Source organism: Kitasatospora sp. NPDC094015 (assembly GCF_040304075.1).
Lineage (GTDB): Bacteria > Actinomycetota > Actinomycetes > Streptomycetales > Streptomycetaceae > Kitasatospora.
The window spans coordinates 52,640-66,575 of sequence record NZ_JBEOUL010000004.1 but is presented as its reverse complement, the minus strand read 5'-3'; the positions used below and the strand labels follow the sequence as shown (position 1 = coordinate 66,575).

At 72.1% G+C, this 13,936-nt stretch carries 12 protein-coding genes; 6 read left to right on the top strand and 6 right to left on the bottom strand.

The genetic code is table 11. The annotated features are described in order from the left end of the window. Positions 1-123: 123 nt before the first annotated feature. Positions 124-1,710: a glycosyltransferase family 87 protein gene (locus ABT014_RS06590; RefSeq protein ID WP_502894869.1), complete on the top strand. Its 1,587-nt coding sequence runs from the start codon at positions 124-126 to the stop codon at positions 1,708-1,710. 9 nt (positions 1,711-1,719) lie between these two features. Here ABT014_RS06590 and ABT014_RS06585 read toward each other — a convergent pair whose 3' ends face one another. The 3 genes from ABT014_RS06585 to ABT014_RS06575 form a co-directional block, all read right to left on the bottom strand. Beyond that, a complete protein-coding gene (locus ABT014_RS06585) occupies positions 1,720-2,748 on the bottom strand; it encodes an alanine racemase (RefSeq protein ID WP_350637541.1) in 1,029 nt (342 codons plus the stop codon). Positions 2,749-2,794: 46 nt separating this feature from the next. After that, positions 2,795-3,913 (bottom strand): lipid II:glycine glycyltransferase FemX, encoded by a 1,119-nt coding sequence (locus ABT014_RS06580; RefSeq protein WP_350637540.1) that lies wholly within the window; start codon positions 3,911-3,913, stop codon positions 2,795-2,797. Between the two features lie 199 nt (positions 3,914-4,112). Next, positions 4,113-4,409: a hypothetical protein gene (locus tag ABT014_RS06575; protein ID WP_350637539.1), complete on the bottom strand. Its 297-nt coding sequence runs from the start codon at positions 4,407-4,409 to the stop codon at positions 4,113-4,115. A 381-nt stretch (positions 4,410-4,790) separates the two neighbouring features. On the opposite strand from ABT014_RS06575, the gene rpsF reads away from it, so the two are divergent. The 4 genes from rpsF to rplI all read left to right on the top strand — a co-directional run bounded on the left by rpsF (position 4,791) and on the right by rplI (position 6,613). Next, positions 4,791-5,081, top strand: a complete 291-nt coding sequence (gene rpsF, locus ABT014_RS06570; protein WP_100889263.1) for a 30S ribosomal protein S6 — start codon at positions 4,791-4,793, stop codon at positions 5,079-5,081. A gap of 103 nt (positions 5,082-5,184) precedes the next feature. Then, on the top strand, positions 5,185-5,796 hold the full coding sequence (locus tag ABT014_RS06565; RefSeq protein WP_350637538.1) for a single-stranded DNA-binding protein: 612 nt from the start codon (positions 5,185-5,187) through the stop codon (positions 5,794-5,796). Between the two features lie 116 nt (positions 5,797-5,912). Next, positions 5,913-6,149, top strand: a complete 237-nt coding sequence (gene rpsR / locus ABT014_RS06560; protein WP_033821237.1) for a 30S ribosomal protein S18 — start codon at positions 5,913-5,915, stop codon at positions 6,147-6,149. Positions 6,150-6,166: 17 nt separating this feature from the next. After that, a complete protein-coding gene (gene rplI / locus ABT014_RS06555) occupies positions 6,167-6,613 on the top strand; it encodes a 50S ribosomal protein L9 (RefSeq protein ID WP_350637537.1) in 447 nt (148 codons plus the stop codon). A gap of 129 nt (positions 6,614-6,742) precedes the next feature. Here the strand turns inward: rplI and ABT014_RS06550 are convergent, their stop codons facing one another. Further along, positions 6,743-8,071, bottom strand: a complete 1,329-nt coding sequence (locus ABT014_RS06550) for an MATE family efflux transporter (RefSeq protein WP_350637536.1) — start codon at positions 8,069-8,071, stop codon at positions 6,743-6,745. A 450-nt stretch (positions 8,072-8,521) separates the two neighbouring features. Between ABT014_RS06550 and dnaB the strand changes: the two genes are divergently transcribed. After that, positions 8,522-11,443: a replicative DNA helicase gene (gene dnaB, locus ABT014_RS06545; protein ID WP_350637535.1), complete on the top strand. Its 2,922-nt coding sequence runs from the start codon at positions 8,522-8,524 to the stop codon at positions 11,441-11,443. A 76-nt stretch (positions 11,444-11,519) separates the two neighbouring features. Here the strand turns inward: dnaB and ABT014_RS06540 are convergent, their stop codons facing one another. Both ABT014_RS06540 and manA read right to left on the bottom strand, forming a co-directional pair. After that, positions 11,520-12,446: an NADP-dependent oxidoreductase gene (locus ABT014_RS06540; RefSeq protein ID WP_350637534.1), complete on the bottom strand. Its 927-nt coding sequence runs from the start codon at positions 12,444-12,446 to the stop codon at positions 11,520-11,522. Positions 12,447-12,614: 168 nt separating this feature from the next. After that, entirely contained in the window at positions 12,615-13,808 is a 1,194-nt protein-coding gene (manA, locus tag ABT014_RS06535; RefSeq protein WP_350637533.1) for a mannose-6-phosphate isomerase, class I, read from the bottom strand. Positions 13,809-13,936: the final 128 nt, after the last annotated feature.

Genomic DNA, 13,936 nt, shown 5'->3' with positions numbered 1-13,936 from the left:
GGAGCACCGACCGCTGCAGCACCGCCGGACGCCGGCGGCCCCACCCGGGCCGCCGGCGTCCGGCGTTGCGGGGCGCGGCGTGTTGGGAGGGCAGTCTCCTCGTGGGGCCGTTGGTGCGGCAGTATGTGCGCCATGACGTCGAGCAAGCGTGACGAGGCCGCCGGCATCCCGCAGCCCCCGGCCGAGCCCGAGGGTCCGCTGCCCAACACCGTGGTGGTGCCGGCCGACGAGGATCCGGTCGCGGCGGCCGGCAGCGAGCTGTTCGGCGGGCCGCCCGGACGCCGTGCCCTGCTCGGCACCTCCTGGTGGATCCCGGCCCGGTTCCTCGCGCTGGTGGTCATCGCGGTCTACCTGCTCGGCGTGGTCCAGAAGGCGCCCTGCTACGACGGCGGCTGGTTCCACGGCGCGACCGCGCAGTACACCCACGCCTGCTACAGCGACATCCCGCACCTCTACTCGGGCCGCGGCTTCGACCAGGGCCTGCACCCCTACCTGGACAAGCTGCCGTCCCCGTCCCCGGACATGCAGTACCTGGAGTACCCGGTGCTGACCGGCCTGTTCATGCAGGTCGCGGCCTGGCTGACGACGCCGGACGGGACCCTGGAGCACCGCGAGCAGTGGTTCTGGACGGTCAACGCGGCGATGCTGCTGATCTGCGTGGTGATCGCGGTGATCGCGGTCTCCCGCACCCACCGCCGCCGGCCCTGGGACGCGCTGCTGTTCGCGCTGGCCCCTTGCCTGGCCCTGGACGCCACCATCAACTGGGACCTGCTGGCGGTGGCGCTCACCGCGGTCGCGATGGCGTACTGGGCCAACTCGCGCGCCGGCTGGGCCGGTGTCTTCATCGGCCTGGCCACCGCGGCCAAGCTGTACCCGATCCTGCTGCTCGGTCCGCTGCTGGTGCTCTGCTGGCGGGCCGGCCGGTGGCGGGCGTTCGGCCAGGCGCTGGGCGGGGCGGTCGGGGCCTGGCTGGTGGTCAACCTGCCGATCATCATCGCCAACCGGCAGGGCTGGGCGACCTTCTACACCTTCAGCCAGACCCGCAAGGAGGACTTCGGTTCCTTCTGGCTGATCCTCATGCAGGACCGCAACCAGCAGCTGCCCACCCTGAACACCTGGATCGGCGCGCTGCTGGTGGCCTGCTGCCTGGGCGTCGGCTGGCTGGCGCTGTCCGCCCCGCGCCGGCCGCGCTTCGCCCAGCTGGCCTTCCTGGTGGTCGCCGCCTTCATCCTGACCAACAAGGTGTACTCGCCGCAGTACGTGCTCTGGCTGATCCCGCTGGCCGCGCTGGCCCGCCCGCGCTGGCGCGACTTCCTGATCTGGCAGGCCTGCGAGGCGCTGTACTTCCTCGGGGTCTGGTCCTACCTGGCCTTCATCGGCGACTCCAAGCAACACGGCATCGGCCAGGACTGGTACCACCTGGCGATCGTGCTGCACCTGGTGGGCACGCTCTACCTGTGCTTCATGGTGGTCCGCGACATCCTCCAGCCGGAGCGCGACCCGGTCCGCTGGGACGGCAGCGACGACCCCTCGGGCGGTGTCCTGGACCACGCCCCGGACGTCTTCGTGCTCGGCAGTGCGCGCCGGCTGCGCGAGGAGTCGACCTACGCGCAGTACGCCCCCGACGGCGAGCCCGACTGGCTGACGCCGGTGCCGGTGTCCGCGGGCACCGAGACCCCCGAGCGCGGGGACGGGCCCGACCGGCCGTAGCGGCAGACGCTAGCGGTCCGCCACCTGGTCGAAGTGGGTGGTCGTGTGACGGACGTTCAGGAGGAGCTCGTCACCGATCACCGGGGGCTTGGTGTCGCCGGGCAGGAAGAGGATCGAGACCTGCATGTGGGGCGGCTCGGCGAACCACAGCTGCCGGCCGTCCCACGCGTAGGGCGACAGCGTGCGGTTCACCGTGGCCAGGCCCGCCCGGGCCAGCCCCTTGGCCCGGGGCACCACCCCGTGCACGTACTTCGGCGCCTCCAGGCCCACCCCGTGCGCGGTGCCGCCGGTGACCACCAGCAGCTGCCCGTCGGAGGGCGCCTTGTGCTGGCGGTAGCCGTAGCGCTCGCCCTTCGCGATCGGGGTGACGTCCAGCACCGTCGCCCGGGCCTGCAGGGCGCCGACGTCGCCGAGCCACAGCCGGGTGCCGATCCGGGAGCGGAACGCGGTGTCCGGGAACTGCCGCCGCAGCCGGCCCTGGTCGGCCGCGGGCAGGTGGCTGAGCAGGACGGTGGAGGCCGGCAGCCCGGCCGCGGTGATCGCCCGCACCCACTCGGCGACCTCGGCCACCGGGTCCGAGCCGTCCGGCCGGTCCAGCGGCAGGTGCAGCGCGAAACCCTCCAGCACCAGCCCGTCCAGGGCCAGCCGGTCGAGGTCGCCGGGCGCGATGCCGTGCCGGCGCATGCTGGTCATGCACTCCACCACCACCCGGGACCCGGCCGGCAGCGCGTGCAGCACCTCCGCGTGCGACACCGTCCGCACCGTCCGCCCCGCCGGGCCCTCCAACGGTTCGCCGGCCCGGAAGGGGGTCAGCACCAGCAGGTCCCCGGGGAACACCGCGGCCACCTCGGCGGCCTCCCGCCCGGTGCCGACCGCGAGCAGCCGGGCGCCCAGCCGGTCGGCCTCCTCGGCGAGCCGGACGTTCCCGAAGCCGTAGCCGTTGCCCTTGGCGACCGGCACCAGCCCGGGGAACTCGGCCAGGACGGACTGCTGGTGGGCCCGCCAGCGGGCGGTCTCCACGGACAACGAGAGGGTCATGCGTGCTCTCCCCGGGTGGGTCGGTGGTCGGTCGGCGCCGCTGCGGTCAGCGGCGCGACATGTAGAGGTCGAGCGCCTTGTGCAGCAGCTTGTTCAACGGGAAGTCCCACTCGCCGAGGTACTCGGCGGCCTGGCCGCCGGTGCCCAGCTTGAACTGGATCAGCCCGAACAGCGGGTCGTCCTCGTCCAGGGTGTCGCTGATGCCGCGCAGGTCGTAGACGCTGCCGCCGAGCGCGTAGGAGTCGCGGATCATCCGCCACTGGATCGCGTTGGAGGGCTTGACCTCGCGCTTGTGGTTGGCGGAGGCGCCGTAGGAGTACCAGACGTGCTCGCCGACGGTCAGCATGGTGGTCGCGGCCAGCGGCTCGCCCTCGTGGTACGCGATGTACAGCCGCATCCGGTTCGGGTCCTCGGCCACCAGCGCCGTCCACATCCGCTGGAAGTAGCTCAGCGGGCGCGGGGTGAAGCGGTCCCGCTCCGCGGTGACCAGGTAGAGCTGGTGGAAGACGGCCAGGTCCTCGTAGCCGCCCTGGACCACCTCGACGCCGCTCTTCTCGGCCTTCTTGATGTTGCGGCGCCACAGCTGGTTGAAGCCGCGCTGCACGTCGTCCAGCGAGCGGTTGGCCAGTGGGACCTGGAACACGTACCGGGGCTGGACGTCGCCGAAGCCGGCGCCGCCGTCCTCGCCCTGCAGCCAGCCGGACCTGCGCAGCCGGTCGGCCACCTCGAAGGCGCGCGGCTCGTACCAGTCCGGGTCGACGTCGCGCAGCCGCTTCGCCTCGTTGCCGGCGATCGCCTCCTTGATGGTGGTGGCCTCCCAGCGGCGGATCACCACCGGCGGCCCCATCTTCACCGAGAAGGCGCCCTGCGACTTGAGGTGGGCGAGCATCGGCTCCAGCCAGTGGCCGAGCTCCTGGTCGAACCAGTCGATCACCGGCCCCTCGGGCAGGTACGCCAGGTAGCGCTTGAGCTTGGGCAGCTGCCGGTAGAGCACCAGCCCGGCGCCGACCAGGGCGCCGCCCTCGTCGAACCAGCCGAGGCTCTCCGAGCGCCACTCCGCCTTCACGGCGGCCCAGGACGGCACCTGCATGTGGCTGGCGGAGGGCCGGCTCCGGATGAAGTCCAGGTGCTCCTCGCGGGTGATGGTCCTCAGGCGCAGGCTCATTCTCGGGTGCTCCTCCTCGGTGGGCCGATCCAGGGTTTGACCCTATCGCCCGAATGGTCCGTTTCGGTGGGGTCGGGCCGACATGGCGTCGCCCTCCTTGCGGACCTCTGCACAGGTATCTACGCAAGGAGGGCGATGAAGGTTACGGCGCTGTTGTCACCTCAGGTGGCGGATCGGCGCTCGGCCGGCTCCGCGCGCCTCACCACAGGCCGCCGTGGGCGATGCCGAGGTAGAAACCGATGGCCGACATTCCGAGCGAGATGACCAGGACGAACCGCTCGGCGGTGGTCACCGAGATGAACTGGCCCCACAGGGCGACGGCGATGCCGAACAGGCCGGCCCAGGAGCTGAGCAGGTGCACGCTGTAGAACCAGCAGCTGATGAACGCCACCAGGCCGAGCACGGCGGAGATGCCGACCAGGGTGTTCTCCCGCGGGTGCGGCCGGCCGTCGGTGTTGAGGGTGAGCGGGGGCATGCGGCGGATGGTCTGTGCCATGAGGACCCACCTCCGTTGGAGGAGGCATGTCCACGGGAGGGACATGCCGTTCTGTCCAGATTGCTGCCGTATGGCGCGGATCACAACCCCTGCGGACACGGTCCGTGAGGCCGCCCGGCGACCGGCCCCGACGCCCGCCTCCGACGGGCCGGCCGCCGACCCGGAGCGGAAGCGGTTTGGTTGGGCCGTCCGGGGCCAGGTAGGCTGTGCGGTCTGCACTGGTGTAGTTGTGCCCCTTCATGCCCGTTCGCGGGCCGGGGCCCGAATGTCGGACCCCTTCACTACGGTGAGCGGGTCGGTCACTGCTCCGGTGCCGACGCTGCACAACCCTCCTGCCACGGAGAGACCGTGGCCGTTGAGTCCAAAGGAGGTGGGTTCCACATGCGTCACTACGAGCTGATGGTCATCCTCGACCCGTCGGTCGAGGAGCGCGCTGTCTCCCCCCTGATCGAGAACTTCCTCAACGTCGTCCGCACCGGCGGCGGCAAGGTTGAGAAGGTCGACACCTGGGGCCGGCGCCGTCTGGCTTACGAGATCAACAAGCAGTCCGAGGGCATCTACTCGGTCATCGACCTCAAGGCCACGCCTGAGGTCGTCAAGGAGCTCGACCGTCAGCTGAGCCTGAGCGAGTCGGTTCTGCGGACCAAGGTCCTGCGCCCGGACACCCACTGAGCCACTCCTGACGCCCGCGGGCGTCAGGTGGTTCACGTCCGGTGTTTCACGTGAAACATCGGGCGAGCACCGCAGAACTCCGTTCCGAGAGGTCATCACCACCATGGCAGGCGAGACCGTCATCACCCTCGTCGGCAATCTCGTCGACGACCCCGAGCTGCGCTTCACCCCGTCGGGTGCGGCGGTCGCGAAGTTCCGTATCGCGTCCACCCCGCGCACCTTCGACCGTCAGACGAACGAGTGGAAGGACGGCGAGAGCCTCTTCCTCACGTGCAACGTCTGGCGTCAGCCGGCGGAGAACGTGGCCGAGTCGCTGCAGCGCGGCATGCGCGTGATCGTGCAGGGCCGACTGCGCCAGCGGTCTTACGAGACCAAGGAAGGCGAGAAGCGGACGGTCTTCGAGGTCGAGGTCGACGAGGTCGGCCCGAGCCTCCGCTCGGCGACCGCCAAGGTCACCCGCGCCAACCGCTCCGGCGGTCCCGGCGGCCAGGGCGGCGGCGGTGGCGGCTTCGGCGGCCAGCAGGGCGGCGGCGGCGGCGGTTACGGCGGCGGCGGCAACCAGGGCAGCGGCGGCTGGGGTGGAAACTCCGGCGGCGGTCAGTCCGGTCCGTCCGACGACCCGTGGGCGTCCAGCGCGCCCTCCGGCGGGAACCAGGGTGGCGGCGGCTGGGGTGGAAACTCCGGCGGCGGCTTCTCGGAAGAGCCCCCGTTCTAAGCGGTACTGAAGCGGTGTGCGCCGGGCCCCTCGGGGCCCAGGCATTGCGATGAGATTTCGTGCGGTCCGCGGTGTTTTTGCAGGCACCCGGACCGTCAACCCAAATGGAGCACATGATGGCGAAGCCGCCTGCTCGCAAGCCGAAGAAGAAGGTTTGCGTCTTCTGCAAGGACAAGGTCACGTACGTCGACTACAAGGACACCAACCTGCTTCGGAAGTTCATTTCCGACCGCGGGAAGATCCGTGCCCGTCGAGTGACCGGCAACTGCACCCAGCACCAGCGTGACGTCGCCACGGCCGTGAAGAACAGCCGTGAGATGGCGCTGCTGCCCTACACCTCCACCACGCGCTAAGAGAGGGTGACCCCAGAATGAAGATCATCCTCACTCACGAGGTCCCCGGCCTCGGTAGCGCCGGCGAGGTCGTCGAGGTCAAGGACGGCTACGCCCGCAACTACCTGGTCCCGCGTGGCGTTGCCATCCGCTGGACCAAGGGCGGTCAGAAGGACGTCGACGCGATCCGTCGCGCTCGCAAGATCCACTCGATCCAGACCCTCGAGGCTGCCAACGAGGTCAAGGCCAAGCTGGAGGGTCTCCAGGTCAAGCTGGCCGTCCGCTCGGGCGAGGCCGGCCGCCTGTTCGGTTCGGTGACCCAGGCCGACGTCGTCGACGCCATCAAGGCCGCCGACGGCCCGACCGTGGACAAGCGCGCCGTCGCGATCGGCTCGCCGATCAAGACCGTGGGCACCCACAAGGTCTCGGTCAAGCTGCACGCCGATGTCCAGGCCAACCTCGACGTCAACGTCGTCGCCGCCTGAACGTCCAGCCGTAGCTGGTGACAGTCCGAGGGCCGGGCTCCTCCTCGGAGGAGCCCGGCCCTCGGCGTCTGCCGGTACGCGGGTGGGGCGGCCGCTTCAGGCCGGGCTGGGTTCAGGCCGGGCTGGGGTTCAGGCCCGGACCGCGCCGGTCACCAGCCACCGGCCACCGCGCACCCGCAGCACCAGGAATCCCGCGCGCAGCAGCATGAACAGGTTCATCGCCCACCACAGCGCCACCAGCCCGCCGCCGAGCGCCGGCACCGCCAGCGCCACCGGGGTGAACACCAGCAGCGTGGCGAGCATCGCCCCGGCCAGGTAGCCGCCGTCGCCGGCACCCATCAGCACCCCGTCCAGCACGAACACCACGCCGCCCACCGGCTGGGTGAGCGCGGCCAGCAGCAGGACGGCGGTCAGCTGGGACCGTACCGCCGGGTCCGCGCTGAACAGCGGGACGTACAGCGGCGCCGCCAGCACCATCAGCAGTCCGAGCGCCACCCCGGAGCCGATGCCCCACTCGACCATCCGCCGGGTGGCGGCGGTGGTGCCGGGGACGTCCCCGGCACCGAGGTGGCGGCCGATGATGGCCTGGCCGGCGATGGCGATGGCATCCAGCGCGAACGCCACGAAGGTCCACACCGTCATCGCGATCTGGTGGGCGGCCACCTCGGTGTCGCCCAGGTGGGCGGCGACCGCGGTGGCGATCAGCAGCACCCCGCGCAGGCTCACGGTGCGGACCACCAGCGGGCCGCCGGCCCGGGCGCAGGCGCGGATGCCGGCCGGGTCGGGACGCAGACCGGCGCCCTCCCGGCGGGCGCCGCGGACCACCACCACCAGGTACGCGGCCGCCATCGCGTTCTGGGCCAGCACCGTGCCCCAGGCCGAGCCGGCCACGCCCAGCCCGGCGCCGTACACCAGGCCCAGGTTGAGCAGGATGTTGGTGGTGAAGCCGCCGACCGCGACCACCAGGGGGGTGCGGGTGTCCTGCAGCCCGCGCAGCACCCCGGTGGCCGCCAGCACCATCAGCATGGCGGGGATGCCCAGGGCACTGATCCGCAGGTAGTCGACCGCGTACGGGGCGGCGGTCGGGGAGGCGCCGAGGGCCGCGGCGGCCTGCGGGGCGAGGGCGAGGGTGAGCGCCACCATGCCCGCGGAGAGCAGCAGGGCCAGCCAGATGCCGTCGATGCCCTGCTGGACGGCGGCCCGCCGGTCGCCGGCGCCGATCCGGCGGGCGACCGCGGCGGTGGTGGCGTAGGCGAGGAAGACGAAGACGCCGGTGGCGGTGGTCAGCGCGGCGGAGGCGACCCCGAGGCCGGCCAGCTGGGCGGTGCCGAGGTGGCCGACGATGGCCGAGTCGGCCAGCAGGAACAGCGGCTCGGCGACCAGGGCGCCGAAGGCCGGTACCGCCAGGGCGAGGATCTCGCGGTCGTGCCTGCGGCGGTGCGGGGCGGCGGTGGTCATGGCTGCCAGCCTACTCATCCACAGGTAAGAGACAACTGTGGGATGTGACACTTACTCGAAAGTCCGGTCGATCGGGCTCGGCGACGGCGTGAACCGGGTCGGGCGGGGTGTGTGAAGAATTTCTCATGCACAGCCACCCGTGGGGGTTGCCGCAGGTCAGCGAGTTGACACCAGGGCGATCGTGTGGTTATCCACAGAGGTGTCCACAGGGTTGTTCACAGGTTTGGGTGGGTTCTCCACAGACCTGGCCCGGTTATCCACACGGCCTGTGGATAACCATGTTGGCCGATCGGCCCCGGGCCCCGTAGCGTGGACGCGGCCCCGACTCCACCGCCCGGCGACACCGCCCGGCCCGGCGCGGATTTGTCGGCCCGCTGGCGTAATAAGGACAGGACGCGCCACGGCTCGCCAGAACCAACTCGCTCCACACTCGCTGATCGGGGAAGACGCGTGACCGGCCCCCACTACGACGACCACGACGTCCCGCCCCCGCCGGAGGACGACTGGCAGCCCTCCGACGATGCCTTCCCCAGCGCCCCCTTCCCGGAGGGCCCCGGCGACCGGCTCCCGGTCTCCCGCCAGCGCCGCGAGGGCGGCGGCAGCGGCGGTAGTGGCGGCAATGGTGGCGGCGCGGGCTCCAAGGGCGGCTTCCAGGGCGGCGGCAAGGGCGGCGAGGTCGCCCGGCGCGGCCGGGGTGACGCCGAGCGCTCCGAGGAGCGGTCGGGCGGCGCCGACGGCTTCGAGCGGGTCCCGCCGCAGGACCTCGCGGCCGAGCAGTCCGTGCTCGGCGGCATGCTGCTCTCCAAGGACGCCATCGCCGACGTGGTCGAGGTGCTCAAGCCGGCCGACTACTACCGGCCCGCCCACGAGCTGATCCACGGCGCCATCCTCGACCTCTACGCCCGCGGCGAGCCGGCCGACCCGATCACCGTCGCCGGCGAGCTCACCAAGCGCGGCGAGCTCTCCCGCGTCGGCGGCCCCGGCTACCTGCACACCCTGGTCAACTCCGTCCCGACGGCGGCCAACGCCGAGTACTACGCGGAGATCGTCCACGAGCGGGCCGTCCTGCGCCGGCTGGTCGAGGCGGGCACCCGGATCGCCGGCATGGGGTACGCGGCCGAGGGCGACGTGGACGAGATCGTGAACGCGGCCCAGGCCGAGATCTACGCCGTCACCGAGCAGCGCACCAGCGAGGACTACGCCCCGCTCGCCGACATCATGGAGGGCGCCCTCGACGAGATCGAGGCGATCGGCTCCCGGGCCGGCCAGATGTCCGGCGTCCCGACCGGCTTCGCCGACCTCGACGCGCTGACCAACGGCCTGCACCCGGGCCAGATGGTCGTGATCGCGGCACGGCCCGCTATGGGTAAGTGCGTTACCGGCAGTACGGTCCTTACCGAGGCGCTGAGCGGTGAACGCATCACGATGGCCGAGCTGGTACGGCGGGGGCGGGCCGGTGAGCACCTGGAGGTGTACACCCTCGACGAGGCCTGGAAGCTGCGCAGCGTGCGCCCGTCCGACTTCATCGACAACGGCCGTCGCGCGGTGTTCGAGCTGACCACCCAGCTCGGGCGGTCCATCACCGCGACGGCGAACCACCCGTTCCGCACCCTCCGCGGCTGGGTGCCGCTGGAGGAACTCCGCCCCGGCGACCGGATCGCGGTGGCCCGGAGCCTGCCCGCCCTGCCGTCGACGGAACTGCCGAGCGCGCTGGTGGCGCTGACCGGCTACCTGATCGGTGACGGTTGCCTGCTCGCCGCCACTCCGCAGCTGACCGCGTTCTCCGAGCCGGTCCGCCAGGACGCCGACCACTGGGCGCGGCAGCTGTTGCTGCGGACCCACCACGGTGTCGTCCGCGCCTGCGCCGACCGGGACTGCGCCTCGCCGGCGGACGGTCACCAGCATCCGTCGCGGCTCACCTTCGCGAGCGCCGTGCCCGGCCCCAATCAGCTGACGGCGCGGCTGCAGGAGTGGGGCCTGATGGGCCGGGGCAGCCACACCAAGTTCGTCCCCGAGGTGTTCTTCCGGCTCCCGGAGGCGCAGATCGCGCTCTTCCTGTCCCGGCTGTACGCCACCGACGGCTGGGCCTCGGTCTCCAAGCCCGGCAACCAGCCGCAGATCGGCTACTGCTCGGTGAGCGAGCGCCTCGCCCGCGACGTGGCGCACCTGCTGCTGCGGTTGGGCATCGTCGCCAAGGTGGTCCGGCGGACCGTGCCGTACCAGGGCGAGCGGCGGCCCGCCTTCCAGGTCCTGATCCACGACATCGACCAGATCCGGACCTTCGCCGCGCGGGTCGGCATCTTCTCCAAGGAGCGCCAGGTAGCCGAGGTGCTGGAGAGCATCGGCGAGCGGACCGGCCAGCCCAACCTGGATCTGGTGCCCGGTGAGGTCTGGGAGCTGATCGCGGCCGCCAAGGGCGCGTCGAGCTGGGCGGACGTGAGCGCGCGCTGCGGCCGGCCGCGCAACCACAACTGGCACGTCGGCCAGCAGGTCAGCCGGCACCGGTTGACGGAGCTGGCGAAGGCGCTGGACTCGCGGGAGCTGCTGGACATCGCCGACTCGGACGTCCAGTGGGACCGGGTGGAGTCGATCGTCCCGGCCGGGGAGGAGCAGGTCTACGACCTGACGGTCGACGGCACCCACAACTTCGTCGCCAACGACATCGTGGTCCACAACTCCACGCTGGCACTGGACTTCGCGCGGGCCTGTTCGATCCACAACAACCTGCCGAGCGTGATCTTCTCGCTCGAAATGGGGCGCAACGAGATCGCGATGCGCCTGCTCTCGGCCGAGGCCCGGGTCGCGCTGCACCACATGCGCTCCGGCAACATGACCGACGAGGACTGGACCCGGGTGGCCCGGCGGATGCCGGACGTGACCAACGCGCCGCTGTACATCGACGATTCGCCGAACCTGTCGATGATGGAGATCCGCGCCAAGTGTCGCCGGTTGAAGCAGCGTCAGGATCTCAAGCTGGTGGTCATCGACTACCTGCAGCTGATGCAGGCCGGTGGCTCCCGGCGGGCGGAGAGCCGCCAGCAGGAGGTCTCCGACATGTCGCGAAACCTGAAGCTGCTGGCCAAGGAGCTCGAACTCCCGGTCATCGCGCTCTCCCAGCTGAACCGTGGCCCCGAGCAGCGCACCGACAAGAAGCCGATGGTCTCCGACCTGCGTGAATCGGGCTCGATCGAGCAGGACGCCGACATGGTGATCCTGCTGCACCGCGAGGACGCCTACGAGAAGGAGTCCCCGCGCGCCGGCGAGGCCGACCTGATCGTGGCCAAGCACCGTAACGGTCCGACCGCCACCATCACGGTCGCCTTCCAGGGCCACTACTCGCGCTTCGTCGACATGACCCGCGACGTGACCTGACCGGTCGGCCTGCCGACCGGTGCGGGGAGGACCCGCCCGGGGCCGGCCGGGGTGGGCGGCCGGCCCTTCGGGGTGGTCAGACGGTGAGGACGACCGCGCCGCGGATGCCCGGGCGGGCGGCGTGCTCGTGGGCGGCGGCGACCTCGGTGAGCGGGTGGGTGCCGGCGATCCGGGTGGTGAGGCGGCCGTCCTCGGCGAGCTTGGTCAGTTCGCCGAGCTGGTGGCCGTCGGGGCGCACGTTCACCACGACGACCTTGATGCCGCGCTCGGACTCGGGTGCGGCCGGCGGGCGGACCGCGAGGAAGACGCCGTCGGCGCGGACCGCCGGGAGCAGCGCGGCGCCGGTCAGCGCGGTGTCGAGGACGGCGTCGACGCCGCCGGGGGCGAGCCGCTGGACGGCGGCGAGGGCCTGGTCGCCGGCTTCGACGAACTCCGCCCCGAGCGCGGTGAGCCCGTCGCGGTCGGTGGCCCGGGCGATCGCGATGACCCGCAGGCCGCGGTAGCGGGCGAGCTGGGTGGCGAAGTGGCCGAGGTTGCCGGCGGCGCCGGTGATCAGGAGGGTGCCGCCGTCGCGCAGTTCGGCGAGGTCGAGTGCCTGCAGTGCGGTGAGGCCGTTGAGCGGGAGGGTGGCGGCCTCGGCGGGGGTCAGGCCGGCCGGGGCGGGGGCGACCGTGGCGGCGGGCAGCACGGCGAAGTCGCCGTGGGTGCCGTTGCGGGTGGCGAACCAGTGGGTCAGGCCGATGACCGGGTCGCCGGTCCGGAGGTCCTCGACGCCCTCGCCGATCGCGTCGACGACGCCGGCGGTGTCCCAGCCGAGGCGGTAGGAGGGCTGCTCGGGGAGGAGGGCGGCGAGGAAGCCGGCCCGGACGGCGACGTCGGCGGGGTGGACGGCGAGCGCCTGGTTGCGGATCCGGACCTGGCCGGGGCCGGGCTCCGGCAGCTCGATCTCCGCGATCTCTGCGGTCTCCGGTCCGCCGAACGTCTTGACGAGGACTGCGCGCATGGTGGCGCTCCTTCTCCCTGGGTGGTTCGTGGTGACGGGATCGAGGCTGTCACCGCGGCGCGCGGCTGAGGAGAGGAGCGTTCTGCCTGGGATCGGCGGTCCCGGGCTGGGACCGGCCGGGAGTGCGACCTGGCCGGGGGTGCGACCGTCGGCGGGGGACCGACGCGGTCAGAGCGTGACGGTGGCGCGGAAGACCTCGGCGCCCGGGCCGGCCAGGTCGGTGCCGGCACCGGTGGCGGGCAGGAAGGCGGACTCGCCGCGCCGCAGGGTGAGGGTGCTGCCGTCGTCGGCGGTGAGGTGGGCGGTGCCGCGGGTGCAGAGCAGGATCTGCGGGGTGCGGCCGTCCAGCCGGCGGGTCTCGGTGCCCAGGGTGTAGCGGGACAGCCGGAACTCGTCGATCGGTACCGGGTAGTGGCGTTCGCCGTCGGGGCCGGGCTCGGGGTGCAGGATCTGCGGCCGGCCGGCCCGGAAGTCGACCACCCGCAGCAGCTCCGGGACGTCCACGTGCTTGGGGGTGAGGCCGCAGCGCAGGACGTTGTCGGAGTTGGCCATCAGTTCCACACCGGTGCCGCGCAGGTAGGCGTGCGGGACGCCGGCGCCGAGGTACAGGGCCTCGCCGGGCCGCAGGACCACGTGGTTGAGCAGCAGGGCGGCGATCAGCCCGGTGTCACCGGGGTGGGTGCGGCCGACGAAGGCGTAGCCGGCCATGGCGCCGGTGGGGTCGCCGGGGGCGGCGGCGGTGACGGCGGCGGCGACCTCGGTGGCCAGCCGGCGGCCGTCCTCGCCGGTCATCGACAGGACGGTGCCCAGCACGCTGCTGAGCGCCTCGGTCTCGGGCTTGCCGCGCAGGGTCTCGATCAGCGGGTCGAGTGCGGGCAGGTCGAGGGAGGCCATCAGGTCGGCCGCGTCGGCGGGCCGGCGGAAGCCGCAGAGGCCTTCGAACTCGCTGAGCGCACAGATGAGTTCGGGCTTGTGGTTGGCGTCCTTGTAGTTCCGCTCGGGCGCGTCGAGGGGGATCCGGCGGTTCTCCTCGTCGGCGTAGCCGGCCCGGGCCTGCGCCAGGGTGGGGTGGGCCTGCATGGACAGCGGGAGGCCGGCGGCCAGCACCTTGAGCAGGAAGGGCAGGGTGGGCCCGAACTTGGCGGTGGCCTCGGCACCGAGTTCGCCGACCGGGTCGGCGGAGATCACCTCGGCCAGCGAGCGCGGTCCGTGGCCGCGGTCGACCCGGGAGGGTGAGCCGGGGTGGGCGCCCATCCAGAGTTCGGCCTGCGGTTCGCCGGTGGGCTCCTGGCCGAGCAGCTCGGGGATGGCCGTGAGGGACCCCCATGCGTAGGGGCGGACGGTGTTCCGGAGCCTGTCCATCGCGCTGTCCCCGATTCCGTTCTCTACCGGGTGTCCGGTCCCTGGGTGGTCTGCCGCTGAGCGTCAGACTCTAGCCGAGGACGGGTACGGGCAGATGGGCGGGCGGTGGACGGCGAGGGGCTCCCGGA